Genomic DNA, 16,068 nt, shown 5'->3' on the forward strand with positions numbered 1-16,068 from the left:
GGTCAGTCCACTCGATCGGTTTTGCGTACATGTTCATCCGCCAGCATCGCCGCGATTTCGAACAGTTGTAGCCGGCTCTGGGGGCGCAGCTCGTTCTGCGTGTCGATAATGCCGCCTTGGGCAAGGTGCGAATCGTACGGCACGTATGCGGCATGGATCTCGGCCTCGGTGAACAGATCGGTAAGGTAGCGTCGCGCATTCGGAGTGGCATGGTTCCGGCTGTTGTTGAGGATGACCATCGAACGCGCCAACAGGTCGTCGTAGTCCATTGCGCGCAGCAGATCGATGGAACGGGCGACCGGCAGTGCGGTATCGCCGGTAAGTCCAGACACAAAGATCAGTGCGTCGCAGGAATTGAATACCGCCTTCATCACCGGATGCTCCAGATTGTCCGACGTGTCGATCAGGACGACCTGGTGAGTGCGGCGAAGACGGGCCACCGCTTCGTTCAGCATCGACGGCAAAAGCGGACGCGGCTGGTCGGACGTTCGATTGCCCGACAGCACATCCAAACCGATGTTGTTGTGGCCCAGATGTTCTCGGATATCGGTGTAGCCCCGAACGTCGATCTTGGTGATGATCTCGGTGTAGCCGTCAGGTGAGCGCGTGTCGATCCGGTCGGCCAACGTCCCGAAGCCCGGTGTGGCGTCGATCGCCACGACGTTGTCTGATCGACATTCCCGAAATATGCCGCCGATACAGGTGGTCATCGTGGTCTTGCCGACGCCGCCTTTACCGGAGACCACGCCGATCACCAAGTTTTTGTGCATCCGCTGACCGATCTGATCGCGGAGTGCGTGAACATGCTGTTCAAGCGGTGATTCCCCGGCATTGATGCCGTGGAACGAGGCGGCATAAACGAGTCGGCGCCAGCCGGAAGCCGGTACGGCTTTGCGCGGCGGGGGCAGATCCGGCATATGCAGGATTTCGGCGATCGGGTAATACCGACGGGGACGGCGGCCCGCCTCGTTTCCGATCCGGTGGGCACCTGCCCGATTCGGACGCCGATGCGAACCCCGCTCCGTGCCGGCAGCGCTGCAATCTGGCAGCTGCGGTGACGGTCGGTGCAGGTCGGTCACGCTGCATTAGTAGCACGGGTGGTCAAGTGCATATCACCGATTTTGGACAGCACAACAGAACTGTTTGCCGGCCGTTACAGTTCTGCAGCTGATCCGGTACGGCGGCAGTCCCGGGATTGGCTGAACCGTCGACGAACAGCGAGAGTTCGCGTTGGACCGCTATTTTCCCAATTCCGACGCGCTGGCGATCGCCAATGCAATGCGTGCGGTCAACGGATTCATCGACCCAATTGCAGACCACGTCAATGGCCTCAACGTCCCGGTCGCTGCTGTGGGCAAAAGCGTCTCGTTCGGAGTTGAGAACCTCTCCGGTGATCCACAGCTGGACGGATTACTGGCCCGGCGCGATGACGGCGAAGCCATCGTCTCGCTGACCTCCGACACGGCAATCACATTCTGCCTGTCTGTTTTTCACCGCTTCGATGTCGATTGGAAGCTTCACGGCTTCGACTCCGCGGCTCTGCGTGAAATCGCCGAGATGACGGTGCAGTCCCTGCTGACTGATCCTGGACAGGCACCGCGCACGGGGCTCGCATTACGCCGGTTCATCGCTCGATGGTTGGGGCCGGCCATCCCTCTGTCCGCGACTGACATCGCTGTTGGCTCGGGGATCGGTCATCGGGAAGCTACGGTGCTAGTACAGCCATTCGGCGACACCGCCGTGGCGCGCGCAGGAGCCCGGACGATGGCTCGAGAAGGAATAGGTGCCGTCTCGACAGAGTGCGTTGGCTCCGGCCGGTGAATCCCCTGGCCGAGAGATGCAGTCGCCGTCGACATTTCGATAGCAGCTCGGAGCTGGGGACGGGCGGGGTGCACGTGGCGGAGGTGGGCTCGGCCGCTGAGCTGGCGGAGCTGAATGTGAAGGCGTGGCACTGCGGCTCGTCAGCACGGGTGGTAGCGCGCTGGCGGGCACGTCGGCTTTGCAGTCGTTGAGGAGGAACGCCAAGGTCTCGTGCTCGTCGGCGGTGATCCATAGTCCGTATCTGGTTTTCACATCAACGATGCGTGCCGCATAGGTACAGCGGTAGGACTTGTTGTCCGGTAGCCAGGTGGCGGCGTCGCCGGAACCCTTTTCCTGATTCACCGCCGCTGTGGTGGCTTGCAGGTTGATGGGGTCGTTGGCGAAGTTCCGGCGGGTCAACTCGTCCCAGCCTTGGGCGCCCTTCTGCCAGGCATCCAAAAGCGGCACGATGTGGTCGATCTGGATGGGACTCAGGGATTCAGGCTCGCGCTGGTAGGGGATGGCTTCGCCGGTGTAGGGGTCGTTTAGGACGCCGGAGAGAACGATGCAGGAATTGCCGGGTTGAAAGCCTGCGCCGCTGAGGTCGCGTCGCAGGATGTCGTTGCGGGTGTCGCAACCGTTGTGGCCGCCCTCCACGGTGACATCGTCGGACCAGGGAGCTCCGAAGAGTGCGCGGTCGTAATTGGTTTTCGGGGCCCGGCCCTTGACGGGCAGGTTGCTGAGCTTCTTTTGCGGGGATTGCGATGAGCTGGGATAGCTTGATGTGAGCGTGGACTCCTTGGCCGAGGTATCCCGGCTTGTTACGAGGACAATGGTAACGAGGATGCCAACACAGACGATCGCACAGATCGAGATGATCAGAAGAACTCTTCGGCGGCTTGGGGACGGCCCGAAGCCATTTGAGCTTGGAATCCTCGTGACTCGGGGGTTGCCAGACTCATCGATGTCGATGCCCACCGACCGGACGCTAGTTCACTTTCCGGTTCCTCCAGGCGCATCTGCGCAAAGTCGCATATCTCAACCCTCAACCCTGCGGCGCCGGTACCAGTGATGAGGTTGCTCAGTCGCGTCCCGGAGTCAACTGCGGCACGGAATTCTCGGGCGGAGGGGGCAGCGGCGCCGGGTCAGGCATGTGCCCCGGCTCGTCGGGGAGAACGTTGTCGGCGCGGACCTGGTAGGTCTCCTGGCTCGATATGCGGGTGGAGACCCAGCCGCCGGGGTAGTACGTGCAGTTGCTGTAGTACCTGCTGTTAGAACAGTGGCTGGTCGCGTTTTCGTAGTGGGCGGGAATCCCGATGATCCGGTCGCGTGTCCAGTAGCCGTCTGGCCGGATCGGCGAATCGCAGATGACGCGCGTCTCTCTGCCCAGAAAGCCCCAGGGGCGGGAATCGCAGTTGGCGGGGACATCGGCGCGGGCGACAGGTGGGCTGTAGGCCCCCGTGAAGGCAACCGCGCCGAAGGTAACGATGGCGATGATCGAACTGTTGATCAGATGAGCGGACATGGGGGCGCAATCCTTAGATTTCGGCTTACAACAACACACGCTCTGACGGGTCAGGCAAACAGTAGTTCACCTGTTGTTCACCGTACCGTCACTTTCCGTACACGTCATTTCGAAGGGAGTCGGCGGCCGAGCGGCGATAGCAAGGAAGTGGTAAGACCATGCTCATGTCAGTTCGTGACGCCCACTCCGGCGGCGATCGTGTCTAGCGCTCGGGAGGCCTGGCGGCTGCTGGAGCCCCTGCACGCGGTTGTCTACTTCTCGCCAGAACCCCTGGCCGCGCTCGATGCCGCCGGCTATCGCGGCTTCTGGATGGGCTACTTCGCGGGCCGTGCCGCTCCCCTGGGTGCGGTCGGCGCTGAAGTCGTGCACGCGGTGTTCTACAACTTCTCCTTCGAACGCGTCTCCAAGGCGCTGCCCGCTGCCTGGCGGTTCGCGCCACCCGACGCTGCCCTCCAGGCACGCCAAGCGGGCGCCGTCGCCGCCTTGCGGCGCCACCTCGCGGCTCTGGCGGACGGCCCGGAGGTGGCCCGCGCGGCCGCACTCGCCGCACGGGCAGCGTCTGCGGTGCCGATCGCAGGCCGTGTGCTGGGTGCCGCCAATCATGCACTGCCGCTGCCTGATCAGCCGTTGGCACAGTTGTGGCACGCGGCCACAGTGCTGCGTGAGCATCGCGGTGACGGCCATATCGCGGCACTGCTGGCTGCTGGTATCGAGGGCCGCGAATCCCATGTATTCCACGCCCTGGCTTCGGGGACTCCGCGCCACACCTACACCGTCGCCCGCGACTTCACCGATGACGAGTGGAACCGGCTGACGACGGCACTGCGCGACAAGGGTCTTGCCGGAGCAGAGGGGCTCACCCCGGACGGTGTCCGGCTCAAGGCGCAGATCGAAGAACAAACCGACCGGCTCGCCGCCCAGGCGTATGAGGCGCTGACCGATACCGAGCGACGCGACCTGATCCGTGCGCTGCAGCCGCTGACCCAGGCCGTCGTGGCGGCCGGCGAGATTCCGCTTGATTCGCCGATGGGCCTTGATCTTCGCCCACTCCTCGACCGGTAGTGAGCGGTAGGATTTCTAAGTGGCTCAGTCTGGTCGGCCGGTCATGTCCTCCTACGAGCGCAAGCAATGGGACGCGCTGCTGGCGGCGGCCACCGGCGCCGAACCGCCCGGATGGTTCGAAGGCCTGAGCCAGGGCATCGCCGATCGCGCCAAAGACGTGGTCTCCCAAGTCCGCTCCGGGGTCGAGCAGGTCCCCGGCGCCACCGCGGCAATCGGCAAGGTGGACCAGCTCACCACCAAGGCCTTGGAAGCCCTGCACACCGTGCTGGTCGAGCGCGGGCTCAATTCGGTCAAGCCGTCCAACGTCTTTGCGATGTTCGCCGATGAGGGCCTCACGGTGCGCTCCTACGGCGAGGTCAAGAGCCTCGACCTGAAACACTGCGACCGCTCGGTACCGCGCCGCAAGGAGCGTTACGTCGCCCTGGCCATTGCCGAAGGTGCGGCGTCTTCGCTGGCGGTGACGGGTTCGGCGGTGACCAGCGCGGTCACCGGCGGCACGACCATGACCGTCGCCGCCTCGGCCGTAGTGGCGGACGTGACCGCGGTGCTGGTGGGCATGGGCCGGATCGTGGCATTGGTTGCGGCGCATTACGGTTACGACGTTCGCGAGCCCGACGAGCAGGCGTTCGCCTCGGGCGTGATCGCCTATTCCACCGCCGGCAATTCCGCGGAGAAGGCGGCAGCCTTGGCGTCGCTGTCGCGCTTGACCCAGCAGGAGTCGTGGCACCAACTGCAGCCCCAGCAGGCCGACAACGTGATCAGCCAGGTCTCCATGGCGCTGGGGTTCCGGCTGGCCAAACGCAAGCTGGCGCAGGCGGTTCCGATCTTGGGAGCGGTGGTCAACGGCGGGCTCAACGCCCGTATCGCGCAGCAGACATTCGAACGCGCCCAGCAGGCCTATCGGCTGCGGTTTCTCACCGAGAAGTACGGCCTGGACGCCGGACTGTGGGCGCCGGCGGTGGTCTCCGACGGCGACGTCGATATCCCGCTGGTCGACGAGATACTTGACCGGTCAGCCCGTCGACTCCAGCCCGGCGATGAAGATCGCCAGCAGCCGTAGGACGGTCGACTCGAAGTCGGTGACTATCGGCTGGGGCGAATCCGGGTTCGTCCAGGCCCACGCAGTGCCGGTGAAGGCGTGCACCGCCGCGGTCAGGGAGCTGAGCTGGTCATCGGAGAGCGGCAGCGAGGGACGCAGCGCCGCACCGAGGCGTCGCTGTGCGTCGTTGGCCTGGTCCGCCAGGACGCGCCTCTCGTCGGGGCTGAGCTTGGCGATCAGCGTGGGCGAGGCTGCGATGAGGTCGCACAGCACAGGGCGAGCGGCAAGGCTGCGAGCCAGTGCCGTCGCCGGGGCGGTATGCGGCAGTTCGCCGGCCAGCGCCTCGATCCAGGCTAGGTGCTCCTCATGCATCACCCGCAGCAGCAGCGCCTCCCGCGACCCGGCGTAGCGCAGGATGCCCGACTTCGCCAGTCCGGCCGCCACGGCGACATCGCCGAGCGTCAGTGCGGTGGCCCGGGTGTGGGTCAGCAGCTCGCGGCTGGCGGCGGTGAGCTGTGTCAACCGGTCTTGGCGCTGCGCCTCGTTGCGGGCGCGGGCGAACGGCAGGGGTGGGGATGCTGTCACCACCACATAATAGAACAACGTTCTGTTATTGTGTCGGCCATGGTGCACCGCTACGAATGCGTCATCTCGAGCCGGACGACGGCTGCGCCGCAGGCCCTGTTCGATCTCGTCTCCGACGGCGCCCGCTGGTCGCAGTGGGCCGCGCCGTTGATCCCGTACTCGACCTGGGAGGCGCTGAGCCCGGCCGGCGATAGCGGCGTGGGCGCAATCCGCGCCGTCGGAAGGCGCAAACGGCCGACCCGCGAGATGGTGACCATCCACGAGCCGCCCGGCCGGCACGGCTACACCATGCTCGTCGATGGTCCGATCCGCGATTATCAGGCGCAGGTGACGTTCGTCGAGGGCAGCGGCGGCACCGAGGTGACATGGCGCGGCCGGTACGAGACGCGTTGGCGCGCCGTGGGTATGGCCTACTGGCTGGTGCTGCGAGTGGTGCTCGGGGCGCTGACGCGCAAGCTCGTCGCCGCCGCCGAACGCAAGGCCGTCTAGGCCGGCGATTCAGTGCAGGGTGTCAGGGCACAGTTCGTGCTGCGCGATATCGATCACCGGGCGCAGGTCGACGGTCAGATCGTCGACCATGGACGGTCCACCGAATGACGGCCGACGCACGTAGTCGTCGACGACCTGGTCGGGAGTGGAACCGGCGCGCAGTTGGTTGCAGAACCGGTGTCCGGCCGACAGGCGGGCATTGGGCGGACCGGACTTGAAGACGCCGTTGGCGTCGAGTGCCGCGAGATAGCTGGCGTCGTCGGCGTACGCCGGTGTGCTGCCGAGCAAGGCGATGGCGGCGCTCCCGGCGAACACGGCTGCACCCAGAATCCGATTCATACCGGCGATGCTACGTCTAATCACGTTGACTCTGCGTCCATGGCGCAGAAGTGCGAGTGCACCCCGCCATGGACGCAGAGCCAACAGGAACTAAATGAGGCCCAGTGCCGTCATCGCGTCGGCGACCTGGATGAAGCCGGCGATGTTGGCGCCCAGCACGTAGTTGCCGGGCGCGCCGTACTCGTCGGCGGTCACCAGGCAGCGGTGGTGGATGCTCTGCATGATCGCCGCCAGGCGCTGCTCGGTGTACTCGAAGCTCCACGAATCCCGCGAGGCGTTCTGCTGCATCTCGAGCGCGCTGGTGGCCACACCACCGGCGTTGGCCGCCTTGCCCGGAGCAACGGTCACACCGGCCTCACCGAACAGCTTGACGGCCTCCGGGGTGCACGGCATGTTGGCACCCTCGGCGACGATCTTGCAGCCGTTGCGGGCCAGCGTGGCGGCGTGGTTGCCGTCGAGCTCGTTCTGGGTGGCCGAAGGCACCGCGATCTGGCAGGCCACGTCCCAGATGGAGCCGTCGCTGACGAACTGCGTCGCCCCGCCGCGGGCCTTGGCGTAGGCCTCGATCCGGTCGCGCTTGACCTCTTTGATCTCCTTGAGCAGCTCCAGGTCGATGCCCTTCTCATCGACGATGTAGCCACTGGAGTCCGAAGCGGCCACCACGGTGCCGCCGAGTTGGTGGATCTTCTCGATGGCGTAGATCGCCACGTTGCCCGAACCGGACACCACGGCGCGCTTGCCCTCGAAGGAGTCCTTGGAGGTCTTGAGGATCTCGTCGGCGAAGAACACCGCGCCATAACCGGTCGCTTCGGTACGGACCTGCGACCCGCCCCAGCTAAGGCCCTTGCCGGTCAGCACGCCCGACTCGTAGCGGTTGGTGATCCGCTTGTACTGGCCGAACAGGTAGCCGATCTCACGGCCGCCCACGCCGATGTCACCGGCCGGGACGTCGGTGTACTCGCCCAGGTGGCGGTAGAGCTCGGTCATGAACGACTGGCAGAACCGCATGATCTCGTTGTCGGAGCGGCCCTTGGGGTCGAAGTCCGACCCGCCCTTGCCGCCGCCGATGGGCAGGCCGGTCAGGGAGTTCTTGAAGATCTGCTCGAAACCGAGGAACTTGATGATTCCCAGGTACACCGAGGGGTGGAAACGCAGGCCACCCTTGTAGGGGCCCAGGGCCGAGTTGAACTCCACCCGGAAACCCCGGTTGATCTGCACGTCGCCGTTGTCGTCGAGCCACGGCACCCGGAAGATGATCTGGCGCTCGGGCTCGCACATCCGCCGGATGACGGCGCGGTCCACGTACTCGGGGTGCTTGGTCACCACCGGGCCGAGGCTGCTGAGCACCTCGAAAACGGCCTGATGGAATTCGGCCTCACCGGGGTTGCGCCGGAGCACCTCGTCGTAGATGTCGTGCAGCTTCGGATTCAGTTCGGTCATATTGGATGATCTCTTCCTCGCGTGTCGCAGTCAGCGGCCACAGGCTAGCGGCCGGAATCGCTAACGCCGAATCCTGGCCGTTACATCGTTGTTAAATCATTAACATTCGCGGGGCACCGGTTAACCTAGATTGGCGGACTAGGGGCGGAGCACTTCAATGGTGATGTCGCGGTGGGACCCGATGACCGCAGCACCCGATGGAGCATTACCCGCCGCTAACCTCGCGGAGATGGAGATCTTCGCCGGGTGTTCCGCGGCTGATCTGGCGCCGCTGGCCGCCGGTTTGCGCCCCCTGCAGGCCCCCGCCGGTACCGAACTGATGCGGCAAGGCGAGCAGGCGCTGTCATTCCTCCTGATCTCATCGGGATCAGCCCAGGTCAAGCATATCGGCGACGACGGCGCCGTGGTAGTCAACGAGGTGACGGCCGGCATGGTCGTCGGTGAGATCGCATTGCTGCGCAAGGGTCTGCGAACCGCAACCGTCACTACCTCGACGCCGTTGACCGGCTGGATCGGTGACGAGCAGGCCTTCCACGAGATGGTGCAGATCCCCGAGGTCATGGGGCGGCTGGTGCGCATCGCGCGCCAGCGCCTGGCCGCCTACCTCACCGCCGTGCCGATCCAGGCCCGCGACGGCACCGAACTGCTACTGCGGCCGGTGCTGCCCGGCGACAGCGCGCGAACCGTGACGGGCCATGTCGAATTCTCCGGCGAGACGCTCTACCGGCGGTTCCAGACCACTCGGACCCCGAGTCCGGCGCTGATGCACTATCTGTTCGAGGTCGACTACGTCGACCACTTCGTGTGGGTGATCACCGAGCTTGACGGCTCGTTCGTCGCCGACGGACGATTCGTCCGGGATCCCGAGAACCCGACCTTCGCCGAGATCGCGTTCATCGTCGGCGACAGCTACCAGGGCCGCGGCATCGGTACCTATCTGATGGGGGCGGTGGCGGTGATCGCCCGGCTCGAGGGCATCGAGAAGTTCACTGCGCGGGTGCTCTCGGAGAACGCGCCCATGCGCGCCATCCTCGACCATCTGGGCGCCTACTGGGAGCGCGACGACCCGGGCGTCGTCACCACGGTGCTCGACGTGCCCGGCGAGGACCAGCTGCCGTTCGACCGGGCGACCGCCGATCAGATCAAAGAGGTTGGCCGCCAAGCGATCCAAGCCGTGGGGTAACCGCTGCCAACGGCCCAGGTCGCGTTGGGTAAATTGGCTGCGATGTTGACCCTTCGCGCGGTATTGGCCCTCGGCTGTGTCTGCCTGCTTGCCGCCTGCAGCTCGAGTCCGGCTGAGGTGTCCGCCGACATCAACAAGGTGGTCGACCTCAAGTCGTCCTTCGGCCCGGAATATGAGGTCAAGGGCATCTCACGCACCGGGATCGACCCGAAACTGCTGGCGGGCACCGCGCTGCCGCCGGGCCTGACCTTCGATCCGGCCGACTGCTCGAAGTTCGCCATCAGCCAGCAGCTGCCGCAGGGCGTGCAAGGCAACATGGCCGCCGTCGCCGCCGAAGGCCAGGGCAACCGGTTCATCACCATCGCCCTGGAGACCTCCGAACCGGTTCCGGTCAATGAGCCGGGCCGCACCTGCCGGCGGATCGGCTTCTCCGGTGGCCAGATGCGCGGACTGATCGAAACCGTCGACGTGCCGCACATCGACGGGGTCAAGACCCTGGGCGTGCACCGAGTGATCGAGGCCGTCGCCGGTGGCAAGTCCCGCGTCGGTGAGTTGTACAACTACTCGGCCTACTTCGGGCCCTACCAGGTGCTGGTCACCGCCAACCCCCTGGTGCAGCCGGGCAAGCCCATCGCCCCAGTCGACACCGCCCGGGCCCGCGAGCTGTTGGTGGCCGCGGTCGACGCGATCCGGAACTAGCGCGTTCGGCTAGCGCACGCCACGCGGGCGGAACTGAATGCTGATCCGCGGGCCGGTGGGCGTCGCCGTCTTGGGAATCGAGTGCTCCCACGTCCGCTGACACGAGCCGCCCATGACCACCAGGTCGCCGTGGTGTTGTGCCAACCGCAGGCCCGCGCCGCCCCCGCGCGGGCGCAGAGCCAGCGTGCGGGTGGCGCCGACGCTGACAATCGCGACCATGGTGTCCTGGCTGGCGCCGCGGCCGATGGTGTCGCCGTGCCAGGCCACGCTGTCGCCCCCGTGGCGGTACAGGCACAACCCGACCGTGGTGAACGGCTCGCCGAGTTCCCCGGCGTAGATGTCGTTGAGCCGGCGGCGCAGCTTGGCGATCGCCGGGTGCGGCGCCTCTCCGGTCGCCAGGTCGTGGAAGCTCACCAGTCTGGGGACGTCGAGCACCCGGTCATACATCCGGCGGCGTTCGGCCCGCCAGGGAATGACCGACTGCAGCTCGCTGACCAGTTCGCTGCTTTCCTCCGAGAGCCAGCCCGGACGAACGTCGAGCCAGGCGCCCTCACCGAGCTGTCGGCGTTCGCTGAGGTCGAACAGCGACTCCTGTACCGGTATCGCCACACCACGCAGTTTATCGCACACCAGTTCGATTCGTCGAGATTGCGTCTACGGCTGTTCGCGGCCGGATTTCACGACCCAGTACGCAATCTCAACGGCTGGCCGCGGCGGGCGAATGCCTCCGACAGCCGATGCAGGATGAACCTCCGGCTATGTTCGGCCACCACTTGCAGGTCTATCCACCCCTGGCTGTAGAGCAGCTCGGCACGCCCGATGCCGTGGACGTACTGCGCCCGATCCGTGCTGTGGTGTTTCCCCTCGTAATCCAGGCCGATCTTCGGCTCGTCGTATCCCATGTCGATGAAGGCGTTGTTGAAGCCGTCGCTCACCCGGATCTGTGTCCTGGGCCGCGGAAGCCCGGCATCGATGAGCAGAAGCCGCAGCCAGGTCTCTCTGGGCGATTCGCCGCCGGGGTCCATCAGGTCGAGTGCAAGTACCGCCCGACGCAATCCGCGAGCCTTGCGATGACGCTCGATCAGCGCCAGGGCGTCTCGAGCCTGAACACCGGTGGCACGACTCAACGAATCGAGGTGCCGCACGGCCAGGTCACGGGGTAGATGCCGGCCGAGGTCCAGAGCCGTACGCGCCGGGCTGGTCACCAGCATCCCGTCGATGTCGACCAGCTCGTCGGCGTCGATGCGTTCGTTGCGCACGATGATTCCCGTCGGCGACCGTCCGTTGCGCCAGATCATCTCGATCGGCGTAGTCGCGTCGATCCACCGGGCGCCGTGCAGTGCCGCCGCGGCACGGCCCGCGATCACGCCCTTGCGCCCCGACCACAGCCAGGCGCCAACGGTATTGGCGCGCAACGCCGGTGGCGCTTCCTTTGGCAGGTAGACGTCGGGAAAAAGCGCGGAGTAGTTCCACCGCAAGGCGCCGCGAGTGAGGCCGCTGGCGAGCGCCTCGGTTCCCTTGAATACCTCAAACATGGGTCGATGGTGATGAGCGGCACCGACATCTAGGGGCCCGCGCGTTGAGATTGCGCACATGGCTGTGGATAAGCTCCGCCAACAGCCCTGCGCGCAATCTCACGCGCAATCTCATGGGCGGCGATGGCCGACGATGGCCGTTACGACGCGGCTAGGACCAGCTGGGCAGCCAGATCTCCATGTTCCAGGTGGCCGGCGAGATCGGCACCCCGGTCAGAATCGGATACAGCCAGGCGAAGTTGGTCAGCACCAGCGCCACGTAGCCCGAAACCGCAAGCAACCCGAGCGCCCACCGCTCCTCGGTACGGGTTCTGCCGTCGTTGATGATGTCGACGCAGATCAGGGCCAGCAGCATCGCCAAAAACGGCGCCATCGGCACCGCGTAGAAGAAGTACATCTGCCGGCCGATGTCGGCGAACCACGGCAGCCAGCCCGCGCAGTAGCCCACCAGCGCCGCGGCGTAGCGCCAGTCGTGACGCACCAGGCTGCGCCACAACGCGTAGCCCAGCACCGGCACGGCCAGCCACCACATCGCCGGCGTGCCCACCAGCATCACCGCCTTGACGCAGGACTGCGCGCCGCACCCGGGAACGTCGTGCTGGTCGATCGCGTAGAGCACCGGGCGCAGCGACATCGGCCACGTCCACGGCTTGGACTCCCACGGGTGGTGGTTTCCGGCGGCGTTCGTCAGCCCGGCATGGAAGTGATACGCCTGATAGGTGTAGTGCCACAGCGAGCGCAGCGCATCGGGCACCGGGAACCGACTCTCGAATCCGATCGACTGGCCGACCTCGTGGCGGTCCACGCCGGTCTCGGAGGCGAACCACGGCGCATACGACGCCAGATACACCCCGAGAGGGATGAGCATGATCGCGTACGCGGTGGGCGCGACGTCGCGGCGTAGTGTCCCCAACCACGGCCGGCGTACCCGGTACTGCCGGCGGGCGGCCACGTCGAACGCCAGTGACATCGCCCCGAAGAACACCACGAAATACAGGCCGGACCACTTGGTGGCGCAGGCCAATCCGAGGAGCACCCCGGCGCCAAAGCGCCACCAACGCACCCCCAGTCGAGGGCCCCAGGGGGTGGCGCCGCTGCGCCCGTCGGTCAAGACGGTGTGCATGCGCATTCGCACTTGGTCGCGATCGACGATCAGTGCCCCGAACGCGGCCACCACGAAAAACGTCAGGAAGCCGTCCAACAGCGCCGTGCGCGCCGCGACAAAACTGACCCCGTCGCCCACCAGCAGCAGGCCGGCGATCCCGCCGGCCAGCGTCGAGCGGGTCATCCGCCGCACGATCCGCACTAGCAGCGCAATCGCCAGCACCCCGAGCAGCGCGCTGGTGAACCGCCAGCCCAGCCCGTTGTAGCCGAACAGCGCCTCACCGATCGCGATCAGCTGCTTGCCCACCGGCGGGTGCACCACCAGGCCGTAGCCGGGGTTGTCCTCGACGCCGTGGTTGTGCAGCATCTGCCAGGCCTGCGGCGCGTAGTGCTTCTCGTCGAAGATCGGGGTGCCGGCGTCGGTCGGGGTGTACAGGTTCGAAAAACGGGTCACCGCGGCCAACAGCGTCACCGCGGCGGTGACGGCCCAGCCCCGGACCCGGTCGGTCGGCCCGAAATCAGCGACCGGCACCAACAGCCCAGGGCTGATCACCGGAGCAGAGCGCTCCGGCGAGGCCGCGGGCCTGGTAGCGGTCGGAGCGCTCATTCCGACGATCGTAGGCTGTGCGCCATGCCCGCGCGCCGACGACGATGCAGAGCGAAGCGATGAGGAGGAGCGGCGCATGACTCATGGTCGATTGCTGCTGGGTGCCACCCCGCTGGGCCAGCCCGGTGACGCGTCGTCGCGGCTGGTCGAAGCGCTGAGCACCGCTGATGTCGTGGCCGCCGAGGACACCCGACGGGTGCGGATGCTGGCCAAGTCCCTCGATGTGCAGATCGCCGGCCGGGTGATCAGTCTGTTCGACGCCAACGAGGCGACGCGGGTGCCGACGCTGCTTGCCGAGATCGAGGCCGGGGCCACCGTGCTGGTGGTCAGCGATGCCGGGATGCCGCTGATCAGCGACCCGGGCTACCGCCTGGTGTCTGCGTGTGCCGAGGCCGGGCTGGCGGTGAGCTGCCTGCCAGGGCCGTCGGCGGTGACGACCGCCTTGGCGCTGTCCGGGCTGGCCTCGGAGCGGTTCTGCTTCGAGGGATTTGCGCCCCGCAAGCAGGCGGCGCGGCGGGCGTGGCTGGCCTCGCTGGCCGACGAGCGGCGCACGTGTGTGTTCTTCGAGTCGCCGCGGCGGCTGGCCGACTGCCTGCGTGACGCGGTCGACGAACTCGGCGGCGACCGTCGCGCGGTGGTCTGCCGCGAGCTGACCAAGACCCACGAAGAGGTGCTGCGCGGGACGCTGGCCGAGCTGGCCGACTGGGCCGTCGACGGCGTGCTGGGGGAGATCACCGTGGTGTTGGCCGGCGCGACCCCGCGCGCTGACTTGGCGACGTTGGTGGACGAGGTGAACCGGTTGGCGGGCGAGGGCATGCGAGTCAAGGACGCCTGCGCGCAGGTGATCGCCGACGTGCCCGCCGCGGTGTCGCGACGCGAGCTTTATGACGCGGTGCTGCGTTCCCGGCAGTAGGGGATATCGGATTCGCCCCGGCGTCGTTAGGCTTTGCCGAAGTAGCTTCTCGAGCTTGAAGAGGACGCCTATGACGTCGAACGACACGACCGAACTGACACCGCTGAAGGTTGCGTTGACCGTCGTCGGCCTGACCTTCATCGTCGGGATCTATCCGCTGACCGTGATCTGGCCTGCGGGCTGGGCCTGGGGCCACGCCGGCACGGATTCGTCGCACTACCTGGTGATGATCCTCGGCATGTACGCCACGCTGGGGGCCTTCCTGTTGTTCGCCGCACGTGATCCGTTGCCCCACCGCAGCCTCATCTGGTTCACGGTGGTCTCCAGCGTGGTGCACGCCGCGATCATGACGGTGCAGGCGATCGGCGACCCGGCCGAACGCGGTCATCTGGTTGGCGATGTGCCGGCGTTGGTGATCGTGGCGCTGGTGCTGACACTGCTGATGCCGCGCCGCGGCGCAACCGTCTGAGGGCCTACGACGCCGTGCTGCTTACTTGGGACTGACCGTCGGTGACGATCGGGGCGGCCTTGTGCAGGCACTCCTGCCACTCGGCGTCGACGTCGGAGTCCGCGGTGATACCGCCGCCCACCCCCAGCACCGCGCCACCGGCGGGGTCGAACTCCACGGTGCGGATCGCGACGTTGAGTTCACAGCCGGCCACCGGCGACGCCATTCCCGCCGTGCCGCAGTAGGCGCCGCGACGCGAAAGCTCCCACTCCGAAAGCAACTGGCGAGCACGGTGTTTGGGGGTTCCGGTCACTGACGCGGGCGGGAACGTCGCCTCCAGCAACTCCGCCATGGACAGCTGCTCGGGCACCCGGGCCGAGACCGTCGACACCAAATGCCACACACCCGGGGCGGGCCGCACCGCCAGCAGTTCGGGCACGGTGACCGTGCCGGTGATCGCCACTCGGCCCAGGTCGTTGCGGACAAGGTCCACGATCATGATGTTCTCCGCGACGTCCTTGGTCGAAGCGCGCAGCGCCGACGGGCGCGCATACAGCGGCAGGGTGCCCTTGATCGGGCTGGAGTCCACGACCTGACCGCGGCGGCGCAGGAACAGCTCCGGCGACAGCGAGGCCACCGCGCCCCAGCCGCCTGCGACATAGGCGGCACGCGCCGGACCGGTGCGCGCCACCGCGTCGGCGAAGAAGTCCAGCGGGGCGCCGGTGACCGTTCCGGTGAAGCGGGTGCACACGCAAGCCTGATACACCTCACCGGACCGGATGGCCTCCAGGCAGGCCAGCACCCCGGCGCGGTGTGCTTGGCGGTCCGGGGTCTCCCAGTAGATGCGGAAGCCGCGGGCCGGGGCGGGAGTCGTCAGCGCCTCGGCCAACCAGCTCGGCATGGCGGCGCCGGACAGGCTTTCGAACCACCACTGCCCGTCGGTGTTGTCCTGACGCAGCACGCAGTCGGTCCAGCCGCCGGCGGCCTCCGGAATGCGAGGCCCCAGGCCGTCGGCACCGCCATCGGGGTAGGACAGATATCCGATCCAGCCGCCACCCACCGCGCCGGGCTGCGGGTCGGCGGGTTCATGCGGCGGTCCGCCGGGTTCACAGAACACCTCGCCGGGGCACACCGGCTCGACGGCCACGCTGGGCGCGACCACCGCTCGCGAGCCGAACCATTCGCCGGTCAGTGCGGCCGGCGATGGCAGCCCATGCCGGTCGGTGGCATCGCCGACCGCGCGCAGCACCTCCGGGGCTGCTCCCAAGTCGCCGAGCCGCTCGATCCGCACGGCACTAGC

At 66.8% G+C, this 16,068-nt stretch carries 17 protein-coding genes and 1 pseudogene; 8 read left to right on the top strand and 10 right to left on the bottom strand.

The window, feature by feature from the left end; genetic code table 11:
- Positions 1–2 precede the first annotated feature (2 nt).
- On the bottom strand, positions 3–1,079 hold the full coding sequence (locus NM962_18285) for a MinD/ParA family protein (protein ID UVO11852.1): 1,077 nt from the start codon (positions 1,077–1,079) through the stop codon (positions 3–5).
- Between the two features lie 157 nt (positions 1,080–1,236).
- Here NM962_18285 and NM962_18290 point away from each other — a divergent pair.
- A pseudogene (locus NM962_18290) lies at positions 1,237–1,717 on the top strand (TetR family transcriptional regulator).
- Here NM962_18290 and NM962_18295 read toward each other — a convergent pair.
- A complete protein-coding gene (locus tag NM962_18295; protein UVO11853.1) occupies positions 1,714–2,778 on the bottom strand; it encodes a DUF3761 domain-containing protein in 1,065 nt (354 codons plus the stop codon). The pseudogene NM962_18290 and the gene NM962_18295 overlap by 4 nt on opposite strands.
- Before the next feature lie 103 nt (positions 2,779–2,881).
- Positions 2,882–3,325, bottom strand: coding sequence for a hypothetical protein (locus NM962_18300; GenBank protein ID UVO11854.1), 444 nt, complete (start codon positions 3,323–3,325; stop codon positions 2,882–2,884).
- 174 nt (positions 3,326–3,499) lie between these two features.
- Here NM962_18300 and NM962_18305 point away from each other — a divergent pair, with 174 nt between their 5' ends.
- Positions 3,500–4,387 carry a hypothetical protein gene (locus NM962_18305; protein UVO11855.1) on the top strand — a complete coding sequence of 296 codons (888 nt, stop codon included), beginning with the start codon at positions 3,500–3,502 and terminating at the stop codon, positions 4,385–4,387.
- 19 nt (positions 4,388–4,406) lie between these two features.
- Complete coding sequence (locus NM962_18310) at positions 4,407–5,447, top strand: EcsC family protein (GenBank protein UVO11856.1); 1,041 nt, start codon at positions 4,407–4,409, stop codon at positions 5,445–5,447.
- On the opposite strand, the gene NM962_18315 is transcribed toward NM962_18310, so the two are convergent.
- Positions 5,400–6,011 carry a TetR family transcriptional regulator gene (locus tag NM962_18315; protein UVO11857.1) on the bottom strand — a complete coding sequence of 204 codons (612 nt, stop codon included), beginning with the start codon at positions 6,009–6,011 and terminating at the stop codon, positions 5,400–5,402. The genes NM962_18310 and NM962_18315 overlap by 48 nt on opposite strands.
- A gap of 39 nt (positions 6,012–6,050) precedes the next feature.
- Between NM962_18315 and NM962_18320 the strand changes: the two genes are divergently transcribed.
- Positions 6,051–6,500, top strand: coding sequence for an SRPBCC family protein (locus tag NM962_18320; protein ID UVO11858.1), 450 nt, complete (start codon positions 6,051–6,053; stop codon positions 6,498–6,500).
- 9 nt (positions 6,501–6,509) lie between these two features.
- Here NM962_18320 and NM962_18325 read toward each other — a convergent pair whose 3' ends face one another.
- Positions 6,510–6,839, bottom strand: a complete 330-nt coding sequence (locus tag NM962_18325; protein UVO11859.1) for a DUF732 domain-containing protein — start codon at positions 6,837–6,839, stop codon at positions 6,510–6,512.
- Between the two features lie 90 nt (positions 6,840–6,929).
- Complete coding sequence (gene gdhA, locus NM962_18330) at positions 6,930–8,279, bottom strand: NADP-specific glutamate dehydrogenase (GenBank protein ID UVO11860.1); 1,350 nt, start codon at positions 8,277–8,279, stop codon at positions 6,930–6,932.
- Positions 8,280–8,460: 181 nt separating this feature from the next.
- Here gdhA and NM962_18335 point away from each other — a divergent pair, with 181 nt between their 5' ends.
- Positions 8,461–9,462: a GNAT family N-acetyltransferase gene (locus tag NM962_18335; protein UVO11861.1), complete on the top strand. Its 1,002-nt coding sequence runs from the start codon at positions 8,461–8,463 to the stop codon at positions 9,460–9,462.
- Positions 9,463–9,504: 42 nt separating this feature from the next.
- Positions 9,505–10,161, top strand: a complete 657-nt coding sequence (locus tag NM962_18340; GenBank protein ID UVO11862.1) for a DUF5642 family protein — start codon at positions 9,505–9,507, stop codon at positions 10,159–10,161.
- A 9-nt stretch (positions 10,162–10,170) separates the two neighbouring features.
- Here the strand turns inward: NM962_18340 and NM962_18345 are convergent, their stop codons facing one another.
- The 3 genes from NM962_18345 to NM962_18355 form a co-directional block, all read right to left on the bottom strand.
- Entirely contained in the window at positions 10,171–10,770 is a 600-nt protein-coding gene (locus NM962_18345; protein UVO11863.1) for an alpha-ketoglutarate-dependent dioxygenase AlkB, read from the bottom strand.
- Between the two features lie 68 nt (positions 10,771–10,838).
- Complete coding sequence (locus NM962_18350) at positions 10,839–11,696, bottom strand: hypothetical protein (GenBank protein UVO11864.1); 858 nt, start codon at positions 11,694–11,696, stop codon at positions 10,839–10,841.
- A gap of 151 nt (positions 11,697–11,847) precedes the next feature.
- Positions 11,848–13,407: a phospholipid carrier-dependent glycosyltransferase gene (locus NM962_18355; GenBank protein ID UVO11865.1), complete on the bottom strand. Its 1,560-nt coding sequence runs from the start codon at positions 13,405–13,407 to the stop codon at positions 11,848–11,850.
- A 76-nt stretch (positions 13,408–13,483) separates the two neighbouring features.
- Between NM962_18355 and rsmI the strand changes: the two genes are divergently transcribed.
- Both rsmI and NM962_18365 read left to right on the top strand, forming a co-directional pair.
- A complete protein-coding gene (gene rsmI / locus NM962_18360) occupies positions 13,484–14,320 on the top strand; it encodes a 16S rRNA (cytidine(1402)-2'-O)-methyltransferase (GenBank protein ID UVO11866.1) in 837 nt (278 codons plus the stop codon).
- 70 nt (positions 14,321–14,390) lie between these two features.
- Positions 14,391–14,789: a hypothetical protein gene (locus tag NM962_18365; GenBank protein ID UVO11867.1), complete on the top strand. Its 399-nt coding sequence runs from the start codon at positions 14,391–14,393 to the stop codon at positions 14,787–14,789.
- 4 nt (positions 14,790–14,793) lie between these two features.
- On the opposite strand, the gene NM962_18370 is transcribed toward NM962_18365, so the two are convergent.
- A complete protein-coding gene (locus tag NM962_18370; protein UVO11868.1) occupies positions 14,794–16,059 on the bottom strand; it encodes an aminodeoxychorismate synthase component I in 1,266 nt (421 codons plus the stop codon).
- Between the last annotated feature and the right edge of the window lie 9 nt (positions 16,060–16,068).

The sequence above is a fragment of the Mycobacterium sp. SVM_VP21 genome (assembly GCA_024758765.1).
Classification (GTDB): Bacteria; Actinomycetota; Actinomycetes; order Mycobacteriales; family Mycobacteriaceae; genus Mycobacterium; species Mycobacterium heraklionense_C.